We start from the raw sequence: 25179 nt of genomic DNA on the forward strand, positions 1-25179 counted from the left end.
CCGCCGGGGACCCCCTGCCGCTGGAGACAGCGGTGGTTCGCGGGGCAGGGCCCGCATCGTCACTTCGGCTCCTCTTTTCGCTCCGCCGTTCCCGCTCGCCCTGTTCCGTCATTCCCGCGAAGGCGGGAATCCAGAGCGTCCGCCTTCAGCGGACTTCAAGGAAGCACTGGATCCCCGCCTCCGCGGGGATGACGGTGGCGAAGAACGAAGGCGGGAATCCAGAGCGTCCGCCTTCAGCGGACTTCAAGGAAGCACTGGATCCCCGCCTCCGCGGGGATGACGGTGGCGAAGAAAAGCGAATGGCGGGGACGAGGCGAGCAGCGGGGCGTTGAGGGTTTTTGCCCGCCCCCGCACCCTGCTCCCACGCGGCAAACAAGCATCAGTCGAACGCAAACGTGAAGATCAAATCCACCGCCGACTTCTCCCCCGCCTGCGCCCGAACCGTCAGCCGCTGCGACAGGTCGTAGAAGACGTACAAGGTCCCCACCGCCCCCGACAAACTGCGCTCGTACGACGCATACAGATTCCGCCCCAGCCGCTTGCCCAGCGTCACCGCCGGCCCGTCGGCACCGTCACGCCGGAACCCGAGTTCGTCGAGACCGAGCAGCGCCGCCGGTCCCTTCCCTCCCCCGCCGCCGGCGCGGCTTTGCAGCAGCGCCAGCGCCGCCGACTGCAGCAGGGCCGTCTCCGCGCCGCCCGACGCTGCCGGGCGGCCCAGCACCAGCCAGGCCAGCTTCTCGGCCTCGGGCAGGTCGGGCTCGGCGTAGAGCCGCACGAATGGCGCCTGCGCGGTGCCCGTCACCTGCACGCCCACGCGCTGCGTCAGCCGCGGGCGGATCGCCAGCACGTCGAGCGCGGGGTTGTCGATCGGACCGGTGAAGCGCAGCACGCCGCGCTCGATGTCCAGCCGCTGCCCGTACGCGCGGTACTCGCCACCCATCGTGCGGATCACGCCGGTCAGGCGCGGCTCGCCCACCGACTCGCCCGCCACCACCAGCGAGCCGGCCAGCCGCGTGTCGATGCCGCGGCCCTGCACGCGGAAGTCGTTGCCCAGGTCCAGGTTCACCGCCAGCAGCAACGGCCGTCCGCCCGAACCGCCGCCGTTTCGTCGCTCCGGCTCGCGCCCCAGCGAGACGCCCGGCGGCAGGTTGCGCACCACCACGTCGTCGCCCAGCTTGGGCGCCGCCTCGTCCGGCAGCAGGATGCGCGCCCGGTCGATGCGCAGGCCGCCGCGCACCTCCGCGCGCGACGCATCCATGCTGGCCACGAGCTGCCCCGACACGGTGAGCTGGCGATCGCTGCGCGTGCTGGCCCGCAGCCGGTCGATGGTGGTGGACACGCGCACCTGCGGCCCGTTGCCCACCCAGCTGCCCTCGCCCGAGCCCGCGATGCGCCCGCCGTCCGGTCCCGGCCCCTGCATCAGCAGTTCCTCCACTACCACGCGCCGCCCTTCGAGCCGCGCACGCAGGCGCCCGTCCTGGAGCGTCACGCCGTCGACCACGGAACGAAGCGCGAGGTCGTCGGCGCGCAGGCTTCCGGTGAGCAGCGGATCGCCGCGCGTGCCGGCCACCGCGACGTCGGCGCCCACCGAACCGCGCAGCCGCCAGCCCGGGGGCGCCAGCAGCGACCACACGCCCAGCCGCGGCAGCTGCGCCCGCACCGTGCCGCTCAAGGGCGCCGTCTCGGGCCACGACCAGCCACCGGCGTCCTGCGACAGCCGCGTGGCCAGCCTCGCATCGGCGGTGCCGGCGCGCTCCGAATCCCAGCGCAGCGACAGCGTCATCGCCTCGCCCTGCCCGTCCAGCACCAGCCGCGCCTCGCGCACGCCGGCCTGCACGCGGGCCGTGCCACCACCCACGGTTTCGGCCAGCACCGAGAGATCGCCGCTGCGCCGCTCCAGGGCGGCCTGCAGGCGGAAGGTGTCGCCCAGCACCGCGTCCCAGCGGCCGTCGAACACCAGGTCGCCGCCGAGGGTGGAGCCGGTCAGCTGCGGCCCGCCGAACAGCTCGATCCAGCCCATGGGCAGGCCGCTGAGGCGGCCCGCGGTGCGAAGCTGCCCGTCGCCCCAGCGCACCGGTTCCCACGAGAGCAGCGCCTGCGTGCTGGCCCCGCCCGCAGCCGGGGGCGGGGCCACCAGCGTGGCCTCCGACGCGCCGGCCTCGAAGCGGCCCGAGGCCCACTGCAGGTCCAGCGGACGCCGCAGCACCAGGCGCCAGGGCCCGGGGCCGACGCCAGGATCGCGAGCAACCGCCTGCAGTTGCCCCAGCTGGCCCTGCCAGGCGCCATTGGCCCGGCGCCCGCCGCGGCCGTCCAGGTCCAGGGCCAGCGTGCGCGCGCCTTGCTGCAGCTGGGCCTTCAGGTCGATGCGCGCATCGGCGAGGCGGCCGTCCACGCGCGCATTCGCATCGCGCACGGCCCAGGGCGCGGCCTGGTCCGCTTCGGCCACGGCCTGCAGCAGCGGCAGCGACAGCGTGCCCTGCACGGTGGGGTCGTCCCAGCCGCCCTGCCAGGCCAGCTGCAGGTCGCCGCGGCCGGCCAGCAGCGTCTCGCCGACCGCGGCCGGCAGGCCGGGCAGCTTCATCAGCCACTGCTGCGCCTTCGCGATGTCGGCGGCGATGACGCGTGCATTGCCGCCGCCCGTCGTCGGCCCGATCGACCCGACGGCCCGCACGCGCAGGCCGGGCGCTTCCAGGTCCGCGCGGCCGCGGCCGGACCGCGCGCCGGGGCGCAGGTCCAGCGCGGCATCCAGCTTCGCGTCGGCGGTGTTCACCACCAGCAGCGGCAGCGACAGCTCTTCGCCCGCCCAGCGCCCCTTGGCCTGCAGCTTGCGAAGCTCCAGCGCCACCACCGTGGCGGCAAGTTCGTTGTTGGGGCCGGCGCGCGGCGCGGGTGCGCGGGCGCCAGCCGCCTCCAGCTGCGTGTCGAACAGGTAGGCCGTGCCCTGCGCCCGCACCGTCGCCCGGCCGCTGAGCGGCAGCGGCGCCATCGCCGTGTGCACGGCCGCGGGGTTGACGCCGGTCAGCGTGCCTTCGACGCGCCAGGCGTCCTCGGCCTCCCACTGGCCGCGGGCCAGCACGCGGCCGCCGCCGACCTGGGCCTCGAGTTCGCGCACCAGGGCCCGTCCGGGCAGCCGCCAGTCGCCCTGCAGCCGCACGCGCTCGGCCGGCACGCGGTGGCGGTCCCAGGGGCCGGGCAGCGCGTTGCGCAGGTCGGCGTTGATCGTCCAGGTGGTCGTGCCCTGCGGCTGCACCGCCACCCGGCCCGACAGCGAGGTGTGCGGCGCCTTGGGCCACAGGGCGGCGGCGTCGAAGGCCTTGACGTCGGCGGTGGCGTCGGCGATCGGGACGGGCGCGAACGGCGTCACCCGCGCCGACAGGCTGGCCTGGGTGGCGCCGAAGGCGGCGCTGCCGGGCTCGCCCTGCACCTCGGCCTGCACGTCCAGGGCCGCCAGCTCGCCGTTGGCGGTGGCCTGGAACACCAGCGGCAGCGTCGCCGGAGCGCCGGGCACGGGCGCGTTGATGCGGCCCTGCAGCGAGGCGTCCAGCGGCAGCCCGGCCCCCGCGCCCAGCCGCAGCTGGCCGCGGTAGTGGCCGTCCCACACGCGCACGTTGCGCAGGTCCAGCCGGTGGGCCAGGCCGTCGAAGACGTACCCCGCCGAGAGGTCGCGCACTTCGATCGTGGCGCCCCCCACCCATTCGATGCGGTCGACCCGCAGGTCGTCCAGTTCCACGCGCACCGGCAGCGTCAGCGAGGGCGGCGGCTGCGGGCGCTCACCGGTGCTCGGCCGGCGGTCGGTCACCTTCACCTGCGCCGCATGCAGCCGCGAGAGTTCGACCGAGCGCTGCAGCAGGGCCAGCGGGCGCCAGGCCAGTTCCACCTCGCGCGCCTCGACCCCCAGGCCGTCCTGGCGCCAGGCCAGGCGGCCGGCCTTGAGCCCGTGCCGCAGCGATCCGGTGACGTTCTCGGCCACCAGCGGCTGGCGCTGCGCCACCTGCGCCAGCGCCCACTGCGCCGAGCCCTCGGTGCCGGCCCACCACCACGCCGCGGCCAGGGCGCACAGGGCCAGCAGCAGGACCGCCAGCACCACCCCGCCCAGGACCTTGAGGACTCGCATCGCCGCGCTCAGAACGTGGTGCCCAGGTTCACGTGCAGCCGCAATCGCTTCGGCTCGACGCCGTAGGCCAGGTCGACCTGCACCGGGCCCAGCGGGCTGCGCAACCGCACGCCGGTGCCGATGCCCACCGAAGGCTCCAGGTCCCGCACCCGGTCGGCCACCGCGCCGGCGTCCAGGAACACCACGCCCTCGAAATCCGTCTCCACGCCGTCGCGGCGGATCGGCTGCTGCCACTCGATGCTGCCCACCGCCAGGTAGCGGCCCGGGCCCACCACGCCGGACGGCTGGAGCACGCCGATGTCGCGATAGCCGTAGCCGCGCACCGTGGTGTCGCCGCCGGTGCGGAACAGCTGGGTGGACGGCACGCGCGCGGCACGCGACGCCAGCACGGCGCCGCCCTCGGCGCGCCACTGGAGGCGTCCCCGCGCCAGCGGCTGGATCTGCAGCCCGCGCAGCACGGTGCGCTGGAACGGGCTGCGGCTGCCCACCAGCGTGATGCCGGCGCCCACCTCGGCGCCGACGGCGAAGCCGCGCGAGGGGTAAGGCGTGCGGTCGAAGTAGCGCCCGGACCAGACGTAGTTGGCGCTCAGCGCCGTGCCGTCGCCGGTGTCGGCCGGCGGCGGCGCGCCCACGTCGGCGCGCACGTTGGACCGGTCGAACTGCACGTACACGTTGCGGTCGATGCGTTCCTCGCTGCGCGAGCGGCCCACGCGCAGCATCTGGCTGTGGGTGACCAGCTCGTCGTCGTCCACGCGCTCGATGCGGCCGGCCACGCCCCAGCGCCAGCCATCGGCGCCGGGCACGGCGGACAGCTCGGAGCTGATGAAGGGCGCCTTGCGGTCCAGCTGCATCTTGGTGACCGCGCGCCAGCCCAGTCCGGGCAGCCGGTTGTGCGTGTACTCCGCGCTGACGCGCGGGCCGGCGTCGGTGGACAGGCCCACGCCCAGCACCACCTTGTGCAGCGGCGACTCGCGCACGCTCACCTGCACCGGCGCCGCGTTGGGGTCCGAGCTGGGGTCGACGTAGATGAAGGCCGAGTCGAAGTAACCGCTGCCCACCAGCCGCAGCTGGGCGCGCTGGATGCGGTCCTGGTCGTAGATCGTCCCCGGCGGCAGGCGCGCCAGGCGCGGCACCAGCACCGGGTCGTAGCGCTCCATGCCGCCGACCTGCATCTCGCCCAACTTGAAGAGCGGGCCCGAGTCCAGCCGCAGCCCGAGGCTTGCGCGCTGGGTGGCGGCGTCGACGTCGGCCAGGCTGAACCCCACCTTGCCGGCCGGGTAGCGGCGCGCCACCAGCTCGCGCAGCGCCTGCGACTTGGCGTCGTCCCAGGCCTCCTGGGTGAAGCGGCGGCCGGCCGGCAGTCGCCACTGCTCGCGGATGCGGTCGCGCTGCAGGATGGCGTCGGGCGCCTCGGAGCCGGCGATGTCGCCTTCGAAGCGGATGTCCACCTCGGAGATCGTGGTCGGCTCGCCGGCCTCGACCTCCACCACCACCACCGGCACGCCGCCCGCGGCGCCGGGTTCGCGGCGGATGTCCAGCCGGGGCGCGAAGTAGCCCAGCGTGCCGATCAGCTCGCGGGCGTCGCGCTCGGCCAGGCGCAGCAGCCGTGCCAGCTCGGCCTCGTCCAGGTCGGGCACCCAGCGGTAGCGCTGCAGTTCGAGGTGGCGCTCCAGCAGTTCACGCACGTTGTCGGGCGCCCGCACCTCCAGGTTGAAGGCGGGACGTTCAGGCCCTCCTTCGGGCGGGGGCGACGACCGTGGCGGCTCCTGGGCCAGCGCCGTGCCGGCGGCCAGGAGGGTCCAGAGCATGGCGGTCCACCATCTTCGAGCATGCGCGAGCAGGCCGTGCTTCATGTTGTCGTGCAGGCATCCAGCGCCCTGTGAGCGGGCGCGCGCCTGAACTATGAACAGGGCCGGAGCCCGGCCGCGTAGGCTGAGGCCGCAACCGGCCGGGGCCAGCGCGACCGTGGGGCCGGCCGTTCGGGCTGAGCTTGCCGAAAACCGGGCCCGGCGCTCAGACCACCACCGGCTCCGGCTCGAGCCGGATGCCGAAGCGTTCGTAGACGCTGGTCTGGATGGCGCGGGCCAGGGTGACGACCTCGCCGCCGGTGGCGCCGCCGCGGTTGACCAGCACCAGCGCCTGCTTTTCGTAGACGCCGGCGTTGCCCACCGACTTGCCCTTCCAGCCGCAGGCATCGATCAGCCAGCCGGCCGCCAGCTTCACCCGCCCGTCGGGCATGGGGTAGTGAACGATGCCCGGTTCGCGGGCGATGATGTCCGTGCACTGCTCCGGCGTCACCGTCGGGTTCTTGAAGAAGCTGCCGGCGTTGCCGATCACGCGCGGGTCGGGCAGCTTGGCGCCGCGGATGGCGCACACCCAGTCGAAGATCTGCCGCGCCGTGGGTTCGTGCACGCCGCTCTCGGCCTGCTTGCGTTCCAGGTCGGAATACCCCAGGACCGGCTTCCAGGGCTTGGGCAGCCGCAGCCGCACGCGCAGGATCATCGCCCGCCCGGCCAGGCCCATGCCGCGCGCGCTCTCGCCCTCGGGCGCCACGTGCTTGAACACCGAGTCGCGGTAGCCGAAGGCGCACTGGGCCGCGTCCAGCGTGAACACCCGCCCGGTGAGCAGGTCGATGGCGTCCAGCGACTCGAAGCGGTCCTGCAGCTCCACCCCGTAGGCGCCCACGTTCTGCACCGGCGACGCGCCCACGGTGCCGGGGATCAGCGCCAGGTTCTCCAGCCCGGGCAGGCCCTGGTCCAGCGTCCAGCGCACCGAGTCGTGCCAGTTCTCGCCGGCGCCGATCTCCACCACGGTGGCCCGCGGGCCGTCTTCCACCACCCGGCGGCCCGGGATCTCCACCTTCAGCACCAGCGGCCGCACGTCGCCGGTGAGCACGATGTTGCTGCCCCCGCCCAGGACGAACTTGGGCCGGGCCGCCAGCTGGGGGTCGGCCAGCAGCTGCTGCACGTCCGCTTCGCCGCGCACGCGCACCAGTTCCCGCGCCTTGGCGACGATGCCGAAGCTGTTGTGCGGCGCGAGGGAGACGTTGTGCTCCACGATCATGGGAGAATTGTCGCCCAAGCGCGCGAGGCGCCGGGGAAGAGCAATGCCGTCATTCGATACAGTCTGCGAGCCCAACCTGGTCGAGGTGAAGAACGCCGTCGACAACACCGCCAAGGAGATCGGCACGCGGTTCGATTTCAAGGGCACGTCGGCGGCCATCGAGATCAAGGACAAGGAGATCACCCTGTTCGGGGACGCCGAGTTCCAGCTCGGCCAGGTCGAGGACATCCTCACGAACAAGCTGGCCAAGCGCAACGTCGACGTGCGGTTCCTGGACAAGGGCAAGGTCGAAAAGATGGGCGGCGACAAGGTCAAGCAGGTCGTCAAGGTGCGCAGCGGCATCGAGTCCGAGCAGGCCAAGAAGGTCACCAAGCTCATCAAGGAGAGCAAGCTGAAACTGCAGGCCGCGATCCAGGGCGACGCGGTGCGCGTCACCGGCGCCAAGCGCGACGACCTGCAGCAGGCCATGGCCCTGATCCGCAAGGAGATCAGCGACCTGCCCCTGTCCTTCAACAACTTCCGCGACTGAAGGCGGGTCCCCGCATGCGCACGGCGCTCCTGGCCCTGTCCCTGCTCGCCGGCGTCCCGGCCTGGGCGCAATCGGTCGCCCTGCAGGGCATGATGGGCAACCGGGCCCTGCTGATCGTCGACGGCTCCGCGCCCAAGCCGGTGGCGCCGGGTGATTCGCACCGGGGCGTCAAGGTGGTCTCCACCTCCGGCGACCAGGCCGTGCTGGAGTTCGGGGGCCGGCGCCAGACCCTGCGCGTGGGCGAAGCACCCGCCAGCGTGGGCGGCAGCGGCGACGCCCCCAGCGGGCAGAAGATCGTGCTCACCGCCGGCACCGGGGGCCACTTCCTCGCCGAAGGCAGCATCAACAACCGCGCGGCCTACTTCATGGTGGACACCGGCGCCACCAGCATCGGCATCGGCGCGGCCGAGGCCGACCGCCTGGGCCTGGACTACAAGTCCGGCCAGCCGGTGCGCCTGGGCACGGCCAACGGCGTGGTCGGCGGCTGGCGCGTCACGCTCGCGTCGGTGCGCATCCGCGACGTGGAGGTGCGCAACGTGGAGGCGGTGGTGAGCCCGCAGTCGATGTCGTACATCCTGCTGGGCAACAGCTTCCTGACCCGGTTCCAGATGCGGCGCGAGAACGACCAGATGGTGCTCGAGCGGCGCTACTGATGTCCGACCCCGAGCGCGCCACCCTCGAGCCGCCGCCGGTCAGCCCGCCCGTCACCGCGTTCGGCCCGCTAGGCAATCCGGTCTTCCGGATGCTCTGGTTCACCTGGTTCGCGGCCAACACCACGATGTGGATGAACGACGTCGCGGCCGCCTGGCTGATGACGTCGATCGCGCCTACGCCGCTGTGGGTGGCGCTGGTGCAGTCGGCCTCCACCCTGCCGGTCTTCTTCCTCGGCCTGCCCAGCGGTGCGCTGGCCGACATCCTGGACCGCCGCCGCTACTTCATGTTCACCCAGTTCTGGGTGGCCGGCACCGCCCTGGTGCTGTGCGCGATGATCCTGATGGACTGGCTCAGTCCCGGCCTGCTGCTGGCGCTGACTTTCGCCAACGGCGTGGGCCTGGCGATGCGCTGGCCGGTGTTCGCGGCCATCATCCCGGAGGTGGTTTCGCGGCCGCAGCTGCCGCAGGCGCTGGCGCTCAACGGCGTGGCGATGAACGGCTCGCGCATCATCGGCCCGCTGGTGGCCGGCGCCATCATCGCCAGCGCCGGCAGCGCCTGGGTGTTCGTGCTCAACGCCGTGGTGTCGGTGATCGCCGGCGTCATCATCATGCGCTGGCGGCGCGAGCACAAGGAGAGCCCGCTGGGCCGCGAACGCCTGGCCAGCGCCATGCGGGTGGGCGTGCAGTTCGTGCGCCAGTCCAGCCGCATGCGGGGCATCCTGCTGCGCATCTCGGTGTTCTTCCTGCATTCGACCGCGCAGCTGGCCATGCTGCCGCTGGTCGCGCGCGGCCTGCCGGGCGGCTCGGCCGGCACGTTCACCGTGCTGCTGGCCTCCATGGGCGCCGGCGCCATCTTCGCGGCGCTCAACATGCCGCGCATCCGGGCCCGGCTGCCGCTGCAAAAGCTGGTGTTCCTGGGCACCGTGCTGCAGGCGCTGGGCACGCTGGCCGTGGCCTACGCGCCCAGCATCTGGTTCGCGGTGCCGGCCATGCTGGTGTCGGGCATGGCATGGATCACGGTGGCCAACTCGCTAACCGTGGCCGCGCAGATGGCCCTGCCCGACTGGGTGCGGGCGCGCGGCATGTCGATCTACCAGATGTGCCTGATGGGCTCCACCGCCGCCGGCGCGGCGTTCTGGGGCCAGGTCGCGACGTGGAGCAGCCTGCGCGACAGCCTCACGGTGGCCGCGTTCACCGGCGTGATCCTGATGTTCGTGGTGCAACGCCTGATGGCCGACCGCGGCACCGAGGAGGACCTGACGCCCTCGCACGTGATCAAGGTGCCGGACATCCCGGCGCCGGCGCGGTCGGGGCGCATCCAGCTGTGCATCGAGTACCTGATCGACCCGGCGCGGGAGAAGGAATTCCTGGCGGTGATGGAGGAGAGCCGGCGCAGCCGTCTGGCGCAGGGGGCTCTGGGCTGGCAGTTGCTGCACGACCTGTCGGAGCCGGGGCGCTACGTGGAGCAGATCACGGACGAGTCGTGGATCGAGCACCTGCGGCGGTTCGACCGGATCACGGCGGCGGATGCGCAGGTGCGGGATCGGCGGCTGGGGTTCCATCTGGGGGAGGAGCCGCCTAAGGTGACGAGGTACGTGGTGGAGCGGGAGTAGGTTCCTTTGGGTCGCTGCTCAATTGGGCAGTGCGCCCGCGCGGCAGGCGGTGCCTGGCCCGGGCTCATGGTGGGCCGGTCGCTCGCTGCACTCGCAACTCGCAGGGCATTCCGCGGCCCGGCCTGCGCGGCAGAACTCGCTGCGCGCTGCTTCGCACCGCTCCGCTCAGACAGCTGCCGCGAGTCAGTAAGCTCGCCTTCGGCTCGCAACGGCCGGGCCGCGGAAAGCCCGGCTCGTCCCACAAATCGCCCGGGCCAGGCACCGCCTGCCGCGTGGGAGCAGGGTGGGGGTGCGGGCAGGAAACCCTCAGCGCTGCGCTGCTCGCCTCGTCACCGCCATTCGCTTTTCTTCGCCACCGTCATCCCCGCGAAGGCGGGGATCCAGGGCTTCCGGCAGTCCGCTGAAGGCGGACGCACTGGATTCCCGCCTCCGCGGGAATGACGGGGGCCTATCAGGAGCCCTGCCTGGTCAGCCACCGCTGTTTCCAGCGGCAGGGGGTCCCCGGCGGGGGGCGATTTCTGTGCCGAGCGTCGCGCAGTGGTGCGGGCCCTGCGAGCCCGCGGCAAGCGGGCGCAGCTCGTCGATGGCGATTTCTGTGCCGAGCGTCGCGCAGTGGTGCGGGCCCTGCGAGCCCGCGGCAAGCGGGCGCAGCTCGTCGATCAACCACTGACTCGCGGAAACTGTCTGAACGGAGCGCTGCATCGCAGCCCGCAGTGAATTTTTCCGCGAGGGCCCGCACCACTCAAGCGACGCGCGCAGCACTGCGAGCGCCAGCGAAGCAGGCGAAGAGGCACAGCATGAGCCCCCCGCCGGGGACCCCCTGCCGCAGGCAACGAACAGAAATGAGCCCCTGCCCAGAAAAGCCGCAAAAAACTCAGGCCTTCTTCGCCCCCAACCGCGACTCCGTCCCCTTCAGCAGCCTCTTGACGTTCTCCCGATGCCGCCAGGCCAGCAGCCCCGCCATCACGAACAGCGCCATCACCACCGGCGTCTCCGCGTACCACTGGATCCGGTCCCCCAGCAGGAAATACACCGGCGCGAACACCGCAGCCACCAGTGACGCCAGCGACGAATAGCGGAAGAAGAACGCGATGATCAGCCACGTGATGCCGGTCGCGATCCCCAGCAGCCAGTGGATGCCGAACACCGCGCCGATGAACGTGGCCACGCCCTTGCCGCCCTGGAAGCGGAAGAACACGGGATAGAGATGCCCGAGGAAGGCCCCCAGCGCCACCAGGGCCACGGTGCCGTCCTCCAGCCCCCAGCGCTTGCCGTACAGGCGCACCAGCAGCACCGGCACCAGCCCCTTGCAGGCGTCCAGCAGCAGCGTGACGATCGCGGCGGCCTTGCTTCCGGAGCGCAGCACGTTGGTCGCACCGGGGTTCTTGCTGCCGAAGGTGCGCGGGTCCGACAGGCCCATGGCGCGGCTGACGATGACGGCGAAGGCGAGCGAGCCGACCAGGTAGGCGGCGATCGCGGCGAGGGCGGGGTAGAGGGTGTGCATCGGGCGCCGATTCTGCCTCTTCCGCGGATCAGTCGGCCAAGGCGCAGCGCACCGGCTTGGCCCCGAGCAGCCGCACGCAAACCTGCGGATCGATGCCCACCAGGTAGCCGCGGCGCCCGCCGTTGATCGCGATCTTCGGCAGGCCGAGGATGGTCTCCTCGATGTAGACCGGCATCTGCCGGCGCGTGCCGAAGGGCGAGGTGCCGCCCACCAGGTAGCCGCTGTGGCGGTTGGCCACTTCGGGCTTGCAGGGCTCGACCGACTTGGCGCCGATCTGGCGCGCCAGGTTCTTGGTGGAGACCTTGCGGTTGCCGTGCATCAGCACCACCAGCGGCCGCGCCTTCTCGTCCTCCATCACCAGCGTCTTAACCACGGTGAACGGATCGACCCCGAGCACCTGCGCGCTGTGCTCGGCGCCGCCGTGCTCCAGGTACTCGTAGGGATGCTCGGTGAACGGCACCCCGTTCGCGCGGAGCAGGGCCGTGGCCGGGGTTTCGCTGACGTGGTCCTTGCGGCCCATGGGGAACCTCAGTCGCCCTCCACCCACTCCACGTGCGCGCCCAGCCGGCGGATGTTCTCGGCGAAACCGGGATGGGCGCGGCGCACGGGCGCGGCGTTGTGGATCACGCTGCGGCCGGGGATGGCGGCCGCCACCATCAGCAGCGCGATGGCCACGCGGATGATGTAGGGGCTGTCCACCTCCGCCGGCGCCAGCGGCTTGCCGCCGAAGGTGATCACGCGGTGCGGGTCGGCCATCACGGTGTGGGCGCCGAACTTGGACAGCTCGCTGGTCCAGCCCATGGCGCCTTCGTACACCTTGTTCCAGTACATCATGCTGCCCTCGGCCCGCACGCCCAGGGCGACGAAGATGGGCAGCAGGTCGACCGGCAGGTAGGGCCAGGGCGCGGCCTCGACCTTCTGCAGGATGTTGCGGGTGAAGGGCTCGCGCACGCGCAGCCGCCCCTCGGGCAGGCGGGCGCGCGACCAGCCGCCCTCGTGCGTGACCTCCACGCCGAACTTGGCGAAGGTGCGGTCGATCAGCGGGAACTGCTCGGGCGCGGAGTTGCGCACTTCCACGCTGCCGCCCGTGATGGCGCCCAGGGCCAGGAAGGTCACGGCCTCGTGGAAGTCCTCGGTGAAGCGGAACTCGCCGCCCCCCAGGCGCTGCACGCCTTCGACGGTGAGGCGGCTGGTGCCCACGCCCTCGATTCGCGCGCCCAGGAGGCGCATGAAGGCGCAGAACTCCTGCACGTGCGGCTCGCTGGCCGCGTTGTTCAGCGTGCTGGTGCCACCGGCCAGGGCGGCGCAGAGCACGAAGTTCTCGGTCGTGGTGACGCTCGCGTAATCGGTCCAGTGGTCGTTGGCGCGCAGGGCGCCGGAGGCATGCAGCAGCAGCGCTTCGCGGGTGCGCTCCACGCGGGCGCCGAAGCGCTCCATCACCTCCACGTGGGGATCGATCTCGCGCACGCCCAGCGTGCAGCCCTGCACGTCGTTCTCCACCTTGGCGACGCCGAAACGGGACAGCAGCCCGGGCACCAGCATGATGGACGAGCGCATCTCCTGCGGCAGGTGGTGGCGCTGGGGATCGAACTGCGTGTCGGCGTGGTGCACGTCGAGAACGCCATTCGCGAAGTCCACCTCCACCCGGCTGCCGAGCTGGCGGAAGACGTCCAGGATCTTGCGCACGTCGGTGATGTCGGTGATGCCCAGCAGGCGCACCGGCTCGCGCGTGAGCAGCGTGGCGCACAGGATGGGCAGCACCGCGTTCTTGTTGGCGGACGGAACGATCCGGCCGGCGAGCGGCGTGCCGCCATGGACGATGAGGTTGGCCATGAGGCAATCCGGGTCAGACCGCCGGGTCCCGCAGCTCCCAGCGGAGGCGGTCTATCTCGGCCAGCACTTCGGGCGCCAGCGTCGTGCCCCAGGCGTCGATGTCCTCGTCCAGCTGCGCCAGCGAGGTCACGCCGATGATGGTGCTGGCCACCTGCCACTTGGTGTAGCAGAAGGCCAGCGCCAGACGGGCGGGCGTGAGGCCGTGCTCGCGCGCCAGCGCGTTGTAGCGCCGCGCCGCGGCCAGCGCATCGGCGCGGCCCCAGCGGCCCTGCCGCACGGACTCGAACTTCGCCAGGCGCCCTTCGGCCGGCGCCTGGTCGCCCTCCGCGCCGCCCGCGTCGTACTTGCCGGTGAGCAGGCCGAAGCCGAGCGGCGAGTACGCGAGCAGCGACACGCCCAGGCGGTACAGGCTTTCATCGAGGCCGTTCTCGACGGTGCGGTTGAGCAGGCAGTACGGGTTCTGCACTGTCGCCGGCCGCGGCAGGCCGTGCAGCTCGGCCAGCCGCACGAACTCATGCAGGCCGTAGGGCGTCTCGTTGGAAAGGCCGATGTGGCGCACCTTGCCCTGCTGCACCAGCTTCCCCAGCGTCTCGAGCTGCTCGTGGATCGACGTCTTGGTCCGTTCCTTGGCAGGGTCGAAGTACATCGCACCGAAGGCCGGCACGTTGCGCTCGGGCCAGTGGATCTGGTAGAGATCGATCGTGTCGGTCTGCAGGCGCTTGAGCGAGCCCTCGCAGGAGGCCACGATGTCGGCCGCCGTCATGCCCGCGCCTTCGCGCACCCAGGGCATGCCGCGCGAGGGACCGGCCACCTTGGTGGCCACCACCAGCTGGCTGCGCACCGAGGGGCGCTTGCGCAGCCAACGGCCGATGATGGCTTCGGTGGCGCCGTAGGTTTCCTTGCGGGCCGGCACCGAGTACATCTCCGCGGTGTCGAGGAAGTTGATGCCGCGCTCGACCGCGCGATCGAGGATGGCATGGGCCCGGTCTTCGGCGACCTGCTCGCCGAATGTCATGGTGCCGAGGCAGACCGGGGTGACGCGCAAGTCGCTGGCGCCGAGCGCCACGAGGTTCATGGATGACATGGAACAGGCAATGAGGCGGACAAGCGCCGGAAAAGGGAGCTGCGCAGAATAAACCAACTCCCCTCCTGCCCCGCTCCACGACCCCGCCATGCCCGAAGGCCCCTCGCTCGTCATCCTGCGCGACAAGGCCTGTGTATTCGAGGGCCGCCGCATCCTGCGGGTGGAAGGCAACAGCAAGCTCGACCAGGACCGGCTGCGCGGCCGCGTGGTGCGCGCGGTGCGCACCTGGGGCAAACACTTCCTGCTGGAGACCGCCAACGTCTCGCTGCGCATCCACCTGCTGATGTTCGGCAGCTGGTGCATCGACGAGCGCAAGCCCGACAAGCCGCTGCGCCTGGGCCTGGGCTTTGCCGGCGGGCGCGAGCTCAACTTCTACAGCTGCGCGGCGCGGCTGGTGGACGAGCCGCTGGACCTGCTGTACGACTGGAGCGCGGACGTGATGTCCGACGCGTGGGACCCGAAGCTCGCGCGCAGGCGCCTGCTGCTGCACCCCGACACCCTGGTGTGCGACGCGCTGCTGGACCAGTCGGTTTTCTCGGGCGTGGGCAACATCATCAAGAACGAGGTGCTGTTCCGCATCCGCGTGCACCCGCTCTCTCGCATCGGCGCGCTGCCGCCGGCGCGGTTGCGCGAGCTGGTCAAGCAGGCCAGGCAGTACAGCTTCGACTTCCTCGAATGGAAGAAGGCCTACGTGCTGCGCAAGCACTGGCTCGCGCACACCAGGCGCACCTGCCCGCGCTGCGAGATCCCCTTCCACAAGGGGCACCTGGGCACGACGCAGCGCCGCAGCTTCTGGTGCGAGGGCTGCCAGGTCCTCTACGACTGAAGCGCCCGCGCGCGCTCTTCCTCCTGCAGCCGCAGCACGCGGCGCTGCACCTTGCCGGTGGTGGTCATGGGCAGCGCCTCGATGAACTCGATCTCCTTGGGGTACTCGTAGGGCGCGAGCTTGCCGCGCACGTGCTGCTGCAGCTCGGCCACCAGCGCGTCGCCGCCCGCATGCCCCGGCGCCAGCACCACGTAGGCCTTGACCAGCGCGCCGCGCTCGGCATCGGGCTTGGGCACCACGGCGGCATTGGCCACGGCGGGGTGCTTGACCAGGCAGTTCTCGATCTCGCTCGGCCCGATGCGGTAGCCGGCGGCCTTGAACACGTCGTCGGCGCGGCCCTGGTACCAGAGGTAGCCGTCCTCGTCGCGCGTGGCCAGGTCGCCGGTGCGGCACCAGTCGCCGGTGTATTTGCGCCGCGTGGCGCCGTCGTTGCGCCAGTAGCCCAGGAAGAAGATCGGGTCCGGGTCGCCGTGCACGTCGAAGCGGTTCACCGCGACGTCGCCCGGCACGCCCGCCGGGCATTCGTTGCCGTCGTCGTCGATCACCGCCACGCGGTGGCCCGGGTACGGTCGGCCCATGCTGCCGGCCCGCGCGGGCCAGCCCGCGCCCCCCTCGGTGCGGCCGTTCATGCTGCAGTTGCCGACGACGTAGTTGATCTCGGTCTGGCCGAACATCTCGTTGACCACCACGCCGAGCTGGTCGCGGCAGTAGGCGAAGACGGCATCGCCCACCGCCTCGCCCGCGCTCATGATGGCCTGCAGCTTCAATCGGTAGTGGCGGCCGGGCTCGGGGACGGCCTTCATCATGGCCTTGAGCGCGGTGGGGAACAGGAAGCTGTGGGTGACGCCATGTTCCTGCATCAGCGCGAAGGCGACCTCGGGGCCGAAGCGGCCGTTGAAGGCGACGATGGGCCGGCCGAAATAGAGCGAGGGCAGCAGCGCGTCCATCAGGCCGCCGGTCCAGGCCCAGTCGGCGGGCGACCAGAACACGGCGTCCGAGCCCTGCCCTTCCACGGCTCCCGGTCGCACCGACGCCGGGAAGCCGAACCAGTTCTGGCTGCACACGAAGCCCGGCAGGTTGCCGATCAGCGCGCGGTGCGGAATGAGCGCGCCCTTGGGCGGGCCGGTGGTGCCGCTGGTGTAGATCAGCACGGCGCCTTCGTCGGCCTTGGTCCTGGCGGCGGTGAACCTGGGCGAATGGCGGGCCAGTTCGACGCCCCAGTCCAGGTCCGCCTGCAGCGCGGCCGCGCCGACACCGACCAGGGTGCGCAGCGAAGGGCAATCGGCGCGCACCGCCAGCAGGTTGGCGATGGAGCTCTCGTCGCAGATCGCGACCGCGGCCTCGCTGTCCTGCAAGCGGTACTCCAGCGCCTCGGGCCCGAACAGCATGGACAGCGGCATCGCCACCGCGCCCATCTGGAAGATCGCCATGTAGGCGATGGCGGTCTCGAAGCGCTGCGGCATCACCAGCGCCACCCGGTCACCGCGGCGCACGCCCAGCGAGGCCAGCACGTTGGACAGGCGATCGGCCTGCGCCTGCAGCGCGGCGAAGGTGAGCACGGCCCCTTCCCGCTTCGCGCCGTGCTGGCGGATCGCGATGCGGTTGGCGCCATCGGGCGCCTGCGCCCAGCGGGTGCAGCACGCCTGCGCGATATTGAAACGCTCCGGCACCACCCAGCGGAACCCACCGTGCATGCGCGGCCAGTGGTCCCCGGGGTGCGGTCCGTGGACCGCCTTGTCGCTGCCTTGACTGACGGGCATCGGCCTGCCTCCTATGATTCGGCCGCAATGTACCAACCCCGCCGAACGTCGCGCAGCGAGTTTGTCCCGATCCGCCGGTTGCGCTACCACGTTCGCCTGTGGGGCGAGCCGGCGCCTGACAAGGTGCCGCTGGTGCTGGTGCACGGCTGGATGGACGTGGCGGCCTCGTGGCAGTTCGTGGTCGACGCGTTCTCGCGCGAGCACTACGTCATCGCGCCCGACTGGCGCGCCTACGGCCTGACGGAATCGCCCGAGGCCGACAACTACTGGTTCCCCGATTACCTGGCCGACCTCGATTTCCTGCTGGACCACTACGCCGGCGGCCGGCCGGTCCACCTGGTGGGCCACAGCATGGGCGGCAACATCGCCATGCTGTACACCGGCGCGCGCCCCGGGCGCATCGCGCGGCTGGTGAACCTGGAAGGCTTCGGCATGCCGGCCACGCGGCCGTCGCAGGCGCCCGGGCGCTATGCGAAGTGGATGGACGAACTGAAGGCCTTCCACCGCGGCGAGACCGAGCTGAAGTCGTACGACAGCGTCGACGGCGTGGCGCAGCGCCTGATGAAGACCAACCGCCGCCTGTCGCAGGACAAGGCGGACTGGCTGGCGCGCCACTGGGCCCGGCAGGACGGGGACGGCCGCTGGCGCATCCTGGGCGATCCCGCGCACAAGATCACCAACGCCCAGCTGTTCCGCGTCGACGAGGTGCTGGAGCTGTACCGCCGCATCGCCTGCCCGGTGCTGTCGGTCGAGGCCAGCGACGACAGCCTGGGGCAATGGTGGCAGGGCCGCTTCACGCTGGCCGAGTTCCACGAGCGCCTGCGGGCCGTGGCCCAGCTGAGGCAGGCCAGCGTGCCGGATGCGGGCCACATGCTCCACCACGACCAGCCCCAGCTGCTGGCCGATCTCATCGAAGACTTCATCGCCAGCTGAGCCTGCTTGCGGCTGAGCGACTGCGGCTGGGCTGCATCGCGACAAGCCTCGCCCTCTACGGCTGAGCTTCGTGCCCCCGCTGGCTGATGCGCATCCGCCTCAACCAATTGAAAAAGTGCGCAGTTGTCCTACTTGTCCGTCAGACAGTCAAGACAGCCTGGCGTAGGAACGCTCCTACCCGTAGACTGGCGCAAAGTTGAGGTGACTCGGATGAACAGGAAGTTCTGGTCGTTGTGTCTCGCAGCGATTCTCTCGCCCTGTACTGCACTCGCCACGGATGAGACGGAGCAGGGGCTGGCCACGCTGTGGGAAGTGCTGTGGCACCAAAGTGGTACTCCCACCCGCATCGTGCGGTGGGAGAGCGACATCCGCATGCGGATGACGGGCGTGGAACTGCCGCGCCACCGCGAGCACGTCCTCAAGGCCATGCGCGACGTCACGGCCGAGACCGGCGTGCGCCTCATCGACGTCACCGACCAGCCGGGCGAATTCGCCAACCTCACCGTCGAGATCACGCCCGACACGGCGCTGGAGGACAACCAGCCCTGCGTCACCTACCTGGACTTCCGCAGCGAAGCCCGGGTGGAAACGGCCACCATCCAGATGCGCAGCAAGGACACCTGGCGCTGCGCGTACCACGAGGCCATGCACCTCATGGGCGTGCGCGGCCACCCGGCCGGCAAGACCGTGCTGAGCTACTTCCCCTGGAAGGTCGACAGCCTGATGCCGCTGGACAAGGTGATGCTGCGGGCCTGGTACTCGCCGCGCATGAAGGGCGGCATGACGCCTTTCGAGGCGTTGCCGGTCCTGGCCGACGAGCTGATCGCCACCGCGGCCGACAAGCCCGCCGCCACCCAGGCGCGCGAACGCTTCTTCGCCAGCACGGTCGAGCAGATGCAGGCCTACGCGGCCGGCCGCGGCGACATCCCCGCGATCGTCAAGCGCTCGGGCAAGTCCACCGAGGAAGGCATCCGCCACGGCCGCAGCGAGATGAGCTACTTCCTGGGCGTCGCCTATTTCGAAGGCGCCACCGTGCGCCCCGACCAGAAGCAGGCCCTGACCTGGTTCGAGCGGGCCGCCAGCGCCGGCAACCGCCGCGCGCAGTCTTACCTCGCGGGCCCGAGCCGCTGACCCACGGATGAGTTGCGTGCCGTCCGCAGCGACGGCACCGCGCGGCGGCTTTTCCGGCAAACTCGCCGGTTTGCCCGACGGTTGCGTGCGGGCACTCCCGCGTCCGTGCCGCAAGATCCCTCCAGCTTTCGCCGCATCCTCGCCCGCAACGTCGCGCTCCCGCTGATCCTGGCGGGATTCAGCGCGGCCGTCTTCGTCGCCGTCATCGCCTACCTGGTGCAGGCCAATGCCGTGATCGAGCGGACCGACCGCCTGATCACGCGGGCCTTCGCGCTGCAGAAGCTCGACCTGGACATGGAGACGGGCCTGCGCGGCTACCTGCTCAGCGGTGAGGACCGCTTCCTCGAGCCCTTCAACGTCGCGCGCACGCAGCTGGCGGCCGAGCAGGCGACGCTGCGCGAGCTGAGCTCCGACCTGCAGCAGCGCGAGCGGCTGGACCGCATCCTGGCGCTGCAGGGCGAGTGGAACGCCTACGCCCTCCAGCACATCCAGGCCAAGCAGCGCGACCCGGGCTACCAGATCGGCACCCGCGTGGGCGATGGCCTGCGGCTGAAGTCGGCGGTCCGCCAGCAGTTCGACGACTTCATCGGCCATGAACGCCGCGCACGGCTAGAGCGGGTGGAGACCGTCAACCGCAACACGATCTGGCTGGTGGTCGCGTTCGTCGTGCTGAGCGCGCTGGTGGGCGGCACGCTGGCCTGGCGCGGGCGCCAGGAGTTGCTCGCGCTCTCCGACTCCTTCTCCGCCGCGCTCGAAGAGCAGACGCGCCAGGCGGCCACGCTGGAGGCGCAGGCCTGGCTGCGCGAAGGCCAGGCCCGGTTGTCCACGCGCGTCGCGCGCGAGCAGCAGCTGGCCGCCGTGGGCCACGCCGGCCTGGAAGCCCTGGCGCAGTACATCGGCGTGGCGGTCGGTGCCGTCTACACGGCTGACGACGATGGCGGTTTCACCCGCATCGCCACCTGGGGTTGGGCACCGGACGAAACCGCAGGGGACGAACGCCTGCCGGCAGGCCGGTCCCTGGTCGCCGAATGCGCCGCGCAGCGCGCCCCCCTCGCGCTGGAAGGCGCACCTCCCAGCTACCTGCGCGTCAATTCGGCCCTCGGGAGCACCGCGCCGGCGTCGGTGCTGCTCACGCCCATCGAGCACGAGGGCCGCCTGGTCGGCGTCATGGAGCTGGGCCTGCTGCGCGCGCTGCAGCCGCGCGACCGCGAGCTGGCCGCGGGCGTGGGCGCCCTGTTCGGCGCCTCGATCGAGTCGGCGCGCTATCGCCACCGCCTGCACGACGCGCTGGACGAGACGCAGCAGCTCAACGAGGAACTGCAGGTCCAGCAGGAGGAGCTGCGCACGGCCAACGAGGAGCTGGAGGAGCAGTCCCGCGCGCTGAAGGAGTCGCAGGCCCACCTGGAGAACCAGCAGGCCGAGCTGGAGCAGACCAACCTGCAGCTGGCCGAACAGGCCAGCCGCCTCGAGGTGCAGCGCGACGACCTGCGCCGTGCCCAGGGCGAGCTGGAGCAGCAGGCGTCCGAGCTGCAGCGCGCCAGCCGCTACAAGTCGGAGTTCCTGGCCAACATGTCGCACGAGCTGCGCACGCCGCTGAACAGCTCGCTGATCCTGGCCAAGCTGCTGGCCGACAACCCCGAGGGCAACCTCAACGTCGAGCAGGTGCAGTTCGCGCAGGCCATCTACTCGGCCGGCAACGACCTGCTCAACCTGATCAACGACATCCTGGACATCGCCAAGGTCGAGGCCGGCAAGCTGGAGCTGCGGCCCGAGGTGACGCCGGTCGCGTCGGTGGCGCAGGGGCTGCGCGCCATGTTCCAGCCCCTGGCGGCGCGCAAGGGCCTGCAGCTGGAGCTGTCGGTGGCGCCCGACGTGCCCGCGACCCTCTACACCGACCGGCAGCGCCTGGAGCAGATCCTGCGCAACCTGCTGGGCAACGCGCTGAAGTTCACCGAGCAGGGCAGCGTGGCGCTCGAGGTTTCGCGCCGCGGCGCCGACGCCCTGGCCTTCGAGGTGCGCGACAGCGGCGTGGGCATCGAGCCTTCTCAGCAGGAGCTGATCTTCGAAGCCTTCCGCCAGGCCGATGGCACCGTGAGCCGCCGCTTCGGCGGCACCGGCCTGGGGCTGTCGATCTCGCGCGACCTGGCGCGCCTCTTGGGCGGCGGGATCACGCTGGCCAGCACGCCGGGCGAGGGCAGCACCTTCACGTTGGTCGTGCCGCTGGAACATGCCGCCGGCGAACCCGTCGCGCCGCCGCCGCTCGAGCCGGTGCCGGCGCCCACGAAGCGCCCTCCCGCCGCCACGCCCGCGCCGACGCAGCCCTCCCTGGCCTTCAGCTTCGGGGACGACCGCGACACGCCCGCCGAAGGCCGGCGCACCGTGCTGGTGGTCGAGGACGACGAGCGCTTCGCCCGCATCCTGCTGGACCTGGCGCACGAACAGGGCTACCGCTGCCTGGTCGCGCCCCATGCCGACGAGGGCGTGGCGCTCGCCTTCGAGCACGCGCCCGACGCCGTGCTGCTGGACATGCGCCTGCCCGACGACTCCGGCCTCTCGGTGCTGCAGCGCCTGAAGGAGGATCCGCGCACGCGCCACCTGCCGGTGCATGTGCTGTCGGTGGAGGACCGGGTCGAGACCGCGATGCAGCTGGGCGCGATCGGCTACGCGCGCAAGCCGGCCACGCGCGACGAGCTGCAGGAGGTGTTCGCCCGCGTGGGTGCCAAGCTGGAGCAGAAGGTCAAGCGCGTGCTGCTCGTGGAGGACGACCCGCGCCAGCAGGAGAGCATCGCGCGCCTGATCGGCGACACCGACGTGGAGATCGTGCCGGCCCTCACCGGGCAGGCCGCGCTGCACGCGCTGGCCGGCTCGGTGTTCGACGTGATGGTCATCGACCTGAAGCTGCCCGACATGGGCGGGCTGGAGCTGCTGCGCCGCATGGCGTCCGGCGAGAGCCGCTCGTTCCCGCCGGTGATCGTCTACACCGGGCGCAACCTCACGCGCGACGAGGAGGCCGAGCTGCTGCGCTACTCGCGCTCCATCATCATCAAGGGCGCCCGCTCGCCCGAGCGCCTGCTCGACGAGGTCACGCTGTTCCTGCACCAGGTGGAGAACCGGCTGTCGGCCGAGCGCCAGAAGATGCTGCGCACCGCCCGCAGCCGCGACCGCGCCTTCGAGGGGCGGCACATCCTGCTGGTGGACGACGACATGCGCAACATCTTCGCCCTGACCAGCGCGCTCGAACACAAGGGCGCGCAGGTGGAGGCGGCGCGCAACGGCCTGGAGGCGCTGGAGAAGCTGCGGGCCGCGAAGGACGAGGTTGACCTCGTGCTGATGGACATCATGATGCCGGAGATGGACGGCTACACCGCGACCCGGGAGATCCGCAAGGACCCGCGCTGGCAGAAGCTGCCCATCATCGCCATCACCGCCAAGGCGATGAAGGACGACCAGCAGCGCTGCCTGGAAGCCGGCGCCAACGACTACCTGGCCAAGCCGATCGAGCTGGAGCGCCTGTTCTCGCTGATGCGCGTCTGGATGCCCAAGCTGGAGCGGCTCTGATGGGGCATGTGGCGGACATCGAGATCCGCCTGCTGGTCGAGGCCATCTTCCTGCGCTACGGCCAGGATTTCCGCGACTACGCGCCGGCCTCGCTCAAGCGCCGCGTGCTGCAGGCCCAGCAGAAGATGGGCGCCGCCTCCATCAGCGCCCTGCAGGAGAGGGTGCTGCACGACCCGGCGCAGTTCGCTGTGCTGCTGCAGCAGCTGACGGTGCCGGTCAGCGAGATGTTCCGCGACCCGGAGTACTTCCTGGCGCTGCGCCGGCACGTGGTCCCGGTGCTGCGCACCTACCCCTCGGTGAAGGTCTGGGTGGCCGGCTGCAGCACCGGCGAGGAGGCGTACTCGATGGCCATCCTGCTGCTGGAAGAAGGCCTGCTGGAGCGCACCATCTGCTACGCCACCGACATCAACCATGCATCGCTGGACCGCGCCCGCCAGGGGATCTACGCGCTGGACCGCATGCAGTCGTTCACCCGCAACTACCAGCGCGCCGGCGGCACCGGCAGCTTCAGCGACTACTACACCGCGGCCTATGGCGGCGCGCTGTTCGACAAGCGCCTGCGCGGCGCCATCACCTTCGCCGACCACAGCCTGGCCACCGACGCGGTGTTCGCCGAGACCCAGCTGGTCTCCTGCCGCAACGTGCTGATCTACTTCAACAAGCAGCTGCAGGACCGCGCCCTCGGCCTGTTCCACGAATCGCTGTCCCACCGCGGCTTCCTGGGGCTGGGCACCAAGGAGACGCTGGAGTTCTCCGCCCATGCGCGGCACTTCGAGGTGGTGAGCCGCGCCGAGCGCCTGTACCGGCGGGTGGCGGCATGACGGCCTTGCGGTCCCGGCTGCACGCGCCGGTCGAGGCCGTCGTCGTCGGCGCCTCGGCTGGCGGCATCGATGCCCTGCTCCAGCTCTTCGAGGGGCTGGGCCCGCCCCGCTCGGCCGCAGTGGTGACGGTGCTGCACCTGCCGGACGACCACGACAGCCGGCTGGCCGAGGTGCTGGCGGTGCGCCTGGGCCCGCACGTGACGGAAGCGCTGCCGGGCGCGCCGGTGGCGTTGGGCCACCACTACATCGCGCCCCCGGGCTACCATCTGCTGGTCGAGCAGGACCGCACCTTCGCGCTCAGTTGCGACCCGCCGGTGCTCTTCTCGCGGCCCTCGATCGACGTGCTGATGGAATCCTGCGCCGACGCGTGGGGGCCTTCGCTGGCCGGCCTGGTGCTGACGGGTGCCAGCGAGGACGGCGCCCGCGGGCTGGCGGCGATCAAGGCGGCGGGCGGACTGGCCCTGGTGCAGGACCCCGCCGGGGCCGCCTTCGCCACCATGCCGCGGGCGGCCATCGCTGCCGCCGCGCCCGACGCCGTGCTCCCGCTTTCCGGACTGCGTGACCTGCTCTCCAACCTGCTGAACCGATGAGTGACCCCGGCCTTCCCGACGTGAACCTGCTGCTGGTGGACGACCTGCGCGAGAACCTGGTCGCGCTGGAGGCGCTCGTCCGCGGTCCGGGGCGTCGCGTGTTCACGGCGCAGGACGGCGACGAGGCGCTGTCCCTGATGCTCGAGCATCCGTTCGCGCTGGCCATCGTCGACGTGCAGATGCCGTCGATGGACGGCTTCGAGCTGGCCGAACTCATGCGCGGCCCCGAGCGCACCCGCCACATCCCCATCGTGTTCGTGACCGCGGCCGGGCGCGAGCTGAACTACGCCTTCCGCGGCTACGAGTCGGGGGCAGTGGACGTCCTCTACAAGCCGCTGGACCCGCAGGCGGTGCGCAGCAAGGTCGAGGTGTTCGTCAACCTGTTCCGCCAGCGCCAGGAGCTGCTGGGCCTGAAGACGCAGCTGGAGCATGCGGTGCGCGTGCGCGACGACTTCATGTCCATGGTCTCGCACGAGCTGCGCAACCCGCTCAACACGCTGTACCTGCAGGCGCAGCTGCGCCAGCGCATCGCGGCCAAGGGCCAGGTGCCGGAGCTGCCCGCCTTCCGCCAGATGGTCGCGCGCGAGGAGCACCAGATCCGCAGCATGATCCGGCTGCTGGACGACATGATCGACGTCTCGCGCGCGCGCACCGGCCGCCTGGCGGTGGCGCTGCGGCCGATCGACCTGGCCGGCGTGTCGCGCCGCGCCGTCGAATCGATGCAGGAGCAGGCGCGCGCCGCCGGCACCCCGCTCACCGTCGAAGGGCCGGCCCGGCTGCCGGTCAACGGCGACGAGTTCCGGCTCGAGCAGGTGCTGCTCAACCTGATGACCAACGCGCTGCGCTACGGGCGCGGCCAGCCGGTGTGCGTGCGCCTCGAGGCCGCGGGCGGCGAGGCCTGCGTCACGGTGCAGGACCAGGGGCCGGGCATCGCCCCGGACGACCAGGAACGCATCTTCCAGCAGTTCGAACGCGGGCCGACGGGGGAGAACATCCCCGGCCTGGGCCTGGGCCTTTTCATCAGCCGCGAGATCATGCAGGCGCACGGCGGCCGGCTGGAACTTCGGAGCGCGCCTGGCGAAGGCGCGGCTTTCACCCTGCGGCTGCCGTTGGCGCCCTCGCCCGCGTGAGAAAATCGTCCGCTTTGGCAAGGATTCCCCACACCAT

General features: G+C 71.4%; 18 protein-coding genes. 10 read left to right on the forward strand and 8 right to left on the reverse strand.

Annotated elements, in window-relative coordinates; all coding sequences use genetic code 11:
• Positions 1–379: 379 nt before the first annotated feature.
• The 3 genes from ASG30_RS10310 to murB form a co-directional block, all read right to left on the reverse strand.
• Positions 380–4114 (reverse strand): translocation/assembly module TamB domain-containing protein, encoded by a 3735-nt coding sequence (locus ASG30_RS10310; protein ID WP_055895568.1) that lies wholly within the window; start codon positions 4112–4114, stop codon positions 380–382.
• A gap of 8 nt (positions 4115–4122) precedes the next feature.
• Entirely contained in the window at positions 4123–5922 is a 1800-nt protein-coding gene (locus ASG30_RS10315) for an autotransporter assembly complex protein TamA (protein WP_055895570.1), read from the reverse strand.
• A gap of 205 nt (positions 5923–6127) precedes the next feature.
• On the reverse strand, positions 6128–7177 hold the full coding sequence (gene murB / locus ASG30_RS10320) for a UDP-N-acetylmuramate dehydrogenase (protein WP_055895571.1): 1050 nt from the start codon (positions 7175–7177) through the stop codon (positions 6128–6130).
• A gap of 43 nt (positions 7178–7220) precedes the next feature.
• On the opposite strand from murB, the gene ASG30_RS10325 reads away from it, so the two are divergent.
• From ASG30_RS10325 to ASG30_RS10335, 3 genes are read left to right on the forward strand one after another with little or no spacing between them, the layout of a single operon-like run.
• Positions 7221–7706, forward strand: coding sequence for a YajQ family cyclic di-GMP-binding protein (locus tag ASG30_RS10325; RefSeq protein WP_055895574.1), 486 nt, complete (start codon positions 7221–7223; stop codon positions 7704–7706).
• Between the two features lie 14 nt (positions 7707–7720).
• Positions 7721–8359 carry a retropepsin-like aspartic protease family protein gene (locus tag ASG30_RS10330; RefSeq protein ID WP_055895576.1) on the forward strand — a complete coding sequence of 213 codons (639 nt, stop codon included), beginning with the start codon at positions 7721–7723 and terminating at the stop codon, positions 8357–8359.
• Complete coding sequence (locus tag ASG30_RS10335) at positions 8359–9972, forward strand: MFS transporter (protein WP_055895578.1); 1614 nt, start codon at positions 8359–8361, stop codon at positions 9970–9972. Before ASG30_RS10330 ends, ASG30_RS10335 begins: the two co-directional genes overlap by 1 nt.
• 874 nt (positions 9973–10846) lie before the next feature.
• On the opposite strand, the gene plsY is transcribed toward ASG30_RS10335, so the two are convergent.
• Genes plsY through ASG30_RS10355 form a run of 4 tightly spaced genes read right to left on the reverse strand, consistent with a single transcriptional unit; the run spans position 10847 to position 14384 of the window.
• The gene (gene plsY, locus ASG30_RS10340; protein WP_055895579.1) at positions 10847–11476 is read right to left on the reverse strand and encodes a glycerol-3-phosphate 1-O-acyltransferase PlsY; all 630 of its coding nucleotides are present in this window, start codon (positions 11474–11476) and stop codon (positions 10847–10849) included.
• Between the two features lie 28 nt (positions 11477–11504).
• A complete protein-coding gene (gene ybaK, locus ASG30_RS10345; protein ID WP_055895581.1) occupies positions 11505–11996 on the reverse strand; it encodes a Cys-tRNA(Pro) deacylase in 492 nt (163 codons plus the stop codon).
• An 8-nt stretch (positions 11997–12004) separates the two neighbouring features.
• On the reverse strand, positions 12005–13309 hold the full coding sequence (locus tag ASG30_RS10350) for a UDP-N-acetylglucosamine 1-carboxyvinyltransferase (protein WP_055895583.1): 1305 nt from the start codon (positions 13307–13309) through the stop codon (positions 12005–12007).
• A gap of 13 nt (positions 13310–13322) precedes the next feature.
• A complete protein-coding gene (locus tag ASG30_RS10355) occupies positions 13323–14384 on the reverse strand; it encodes an aldo/keto reductase (protein ID WP_055895586.1) in 1062 nt (353 codons plus the stop codon).
• 97 nt (positions 14385–14481) lie between these two features.
• On the opposite strand from ASG30_RS10355, the gene ASG30_RS10360 reads away from it, so the two are divergent.
• Positions 14482–15219: a DNA-formamidopyrimidine glycosylase family protein gene (locus ASG30_RS10360; protein WP_055895588.1), complete on the forward strand. Its 738-nt coding sequence runs from the start codon at positions 14482–14484 to the stop codon at positions 15217–15219.
• Here the strand turns inward: ASG30_RS10360 and ASG30_RS10365 are convergent.
• Entirely contained in the window at positions 15210–16979 is a 1770-nt protein-coding gene (locus ASG30_RS10365) for an acyl-CoA synthetase (protein WP_055895590.1), read from the reverse strand. The genes ASG30_RS10360 and ASG30_RS10365 overlap by 10 nt on opposite strands.
• A gap of 27 nt (positions 16980–17006) precedes the next feature.
• Here ASG30_RS10365 and ASG30_RS10370 point away from each other — a divergent pair, with 27 nt between their 5' ends.
• The 6 genes from ASG30_RS10370 to ASG30_RS10395 all read left to right on the forward strand — a co-directional run bounded on the left by ASG30_RS10370 (position 17007) and on the right by ASG30_RS10395 (position 25142).
• Entirely contained in the window at positions 17007–17912 is a 906-nt protein-coding gene (locus tag ASG30_RS10370; RefSeq protein WP_055895592.1) for an alpha/beta fold hydrolase, read from the forward strand.
• Positions 17913–18122: 210 nt separating this feature from the next.
• Positions 18123–19043, forward strand: coding sequence for an SEL1-like repeat protein (locus ASG30_RS10375; RefSeq protein WP_156385483.1), 921 nt, complete (start codon positions 18123–18125; stop codon positions 19041–19043).
• A 105-nt stretch (positions 19044–19148) separates the two neighbouring features.
• A complete protein-coding gene (locus tag ASG30_RS10380) occupies positions 19149–22601 on the forward strand; it encodes a response regulator (RefSeq protein ID WP_235579766.1) in 3453 nt (1150 codons plus the stop codon).
• Positions 22601–23422, forward strand: coding sequence for a CheR family methyltransferase (locus tag ASG30_RS10385; RefSeq protein WP_055895598.1), 822 nt, complete (start codon positions 22601–22603; stop codon positions 23420–23422). The genes ASG30_RS10380 and ASG30_RS10385 overlap by 1 nt, the downstream gene beginning before the upstream one ends.
• Positions 23419–24012 carry a chemotaxis protein CheB gene (locus tag ASG30_RS10390; RefSeq protein ID WP_055895600.1) on the forward strand — a complete coding sequence of 198 codons (594 nt, stop codon included), beginning with the start codon at positions 23419–23421 and terminating at the stop codon, positions 24010–24012. The genes ASG30_RS10385 and ASG30_RS10390 overlap by 4 nt, the downstream gene beginning before the upstream one ends.
• Positions 24009–25142, forward strand: a complete 1134-nt coding sequence (locus ASG30_RS10395) for a hybrid sensor histidine kinase/response regulator (RefSeq protein WP_055895602.1) — start codon at positions 24009–24011, stop codon at positions 25140–25142. Before ASG30_RS10390 ends, ASG30_RS10395 begins: the two co-directional genes overlap by 4 nt.
• Positions 25143–25179: the final 37 nt, after the last annotated feature.

It is taken from the genome of Ramlibacter sp. Leaf400 (assembly GCF_001424545.1).
Taxonomy (GTDB): Bacteria; Pseudomonadota; Gammaproteobacteria; order Burkholderiales; family Burkholderiaceae_C; genus Ramlibacter.

Bases quoted from the DNA above. Each gene is read 5' to 3' on its own strand.
- ASG30_RS10310 (WP_055895568.1), bottom strand. From the start codon at position 4,114: ATGCGAGTCCTCAAGGTCCTGGGCGGGGTGGTGCTGGCGGTCCTGCTG.
- ASG30_RS10365 (WP_055895590.1), bottom strand. From the start codon at position 16,979: ATGCCCGTCAGTCAAGGCAGCGACAAGGCGGTCCACGGACCGCACCCC.
- ASG30_RS10370 (WP_055895592.1), top strand. From the start codon at position 17,007: ATGTACCAACCCCGCCGAACGTCGCGCAGCGAGTTTGTCCCGATCCGC.
- plsY (WP_055895579.1), bottom strand. From the start codon at position 11,476: ATGCACACCCTCTACCCCGCCCTCGCCGCGATCGCCGCCTACCTGGTC.
- ASG30_RS10355 (WP_055895586.1), bottom strand. From the start codon at position 14,384: ATGAACCTCGTGGCGCTCGGCGCCAGCGACTTGCGCGTCACCCCGGTC.
- ASG30_RS10360 (WP_055895588.1), top strand. From the start codon at position 14,482: ATGCCCGAAGGCCCCTCGCTCGTCATCCTGCGCGACAAGGCCTGTGTA.
- ASG30_RS10330 (WP_055895576.1), top strand. From the start codon at position 7,721: ATGCGCACGGCGCTCCTGGCCCTGTCCCTGCTCGCCGGCGTCCCGGCC.
- ASG30_RS10395 (WP_055895602.1), top strand. From the start codon at position 24,009: ATGAGTGACCCCGGCCTTCCCGACGTGAACCTGCTGCTGGTGGACGAC.
- ASG30_RS10325 (WP_055895574.1), top strand. From the start codon at position 7,221: ATGCCGTCATTCGATACAGTCTGCGAGCCCAACCTGGTCGAGGTGAAG.
- ASG30_RS10335 (WP_055895578.1), top strand. From the start codon at position 8,359: ATGTCCGACCCCGAGCGCGCCACCCTCGAGCCGCCGCCGGTCAGCCCG.
- ASG30_RS10315 (WP_055895570.1), bottom strand. From the start codon at position 5,922: ATGCTCTGGACCCTCCTGGCCGCCGGCACGGCGCTGGCCCAGGAGCCG.
- ybaK (WP_055895581.1), bottom strand. From the start codon at position 11,996: ATGGGCCGCAAGGACCACGTCAGCGAAACCCCGGCCACGGCCCTGCTC.
- ASG30_RS10375 (WP_156385483.1), top strand. From the start codon at position 18,123: ATGAACAGGAAGTTCTGGTCGTTGTGTCTCGCAGCGATTCTCTCGCCC.
- ASG30_RS10385 (WP_055895598.1), top strand. From the start codon at position 22,601: ATGGGGCATGTGGCGGACATCGAGATCCGCCTGCTGGTCGAGGCCATC.
- ASG30_RS10350 (WP_055895583.1), bottom strand. From the start codon at position 13,309: ATGGCCAACCTCATCGTCCATGGCGGCACGCCGCTCGCCGGCCGGATC.
- ASG30_RS10390 (WP_055895600.1), top strand. From the start codon at position 23,419: ATGACGGCCTTGCGGTCCCGGCTGCACGCGCCGGTCGAGGCCGTCGTC.
- murB (WP_055895571.1), bottom strand. From the start codon at position 7,177: ATGATCGTGGAGCACAACGTCTCCCTCGCGCCGCACAACAGCTTCGGC.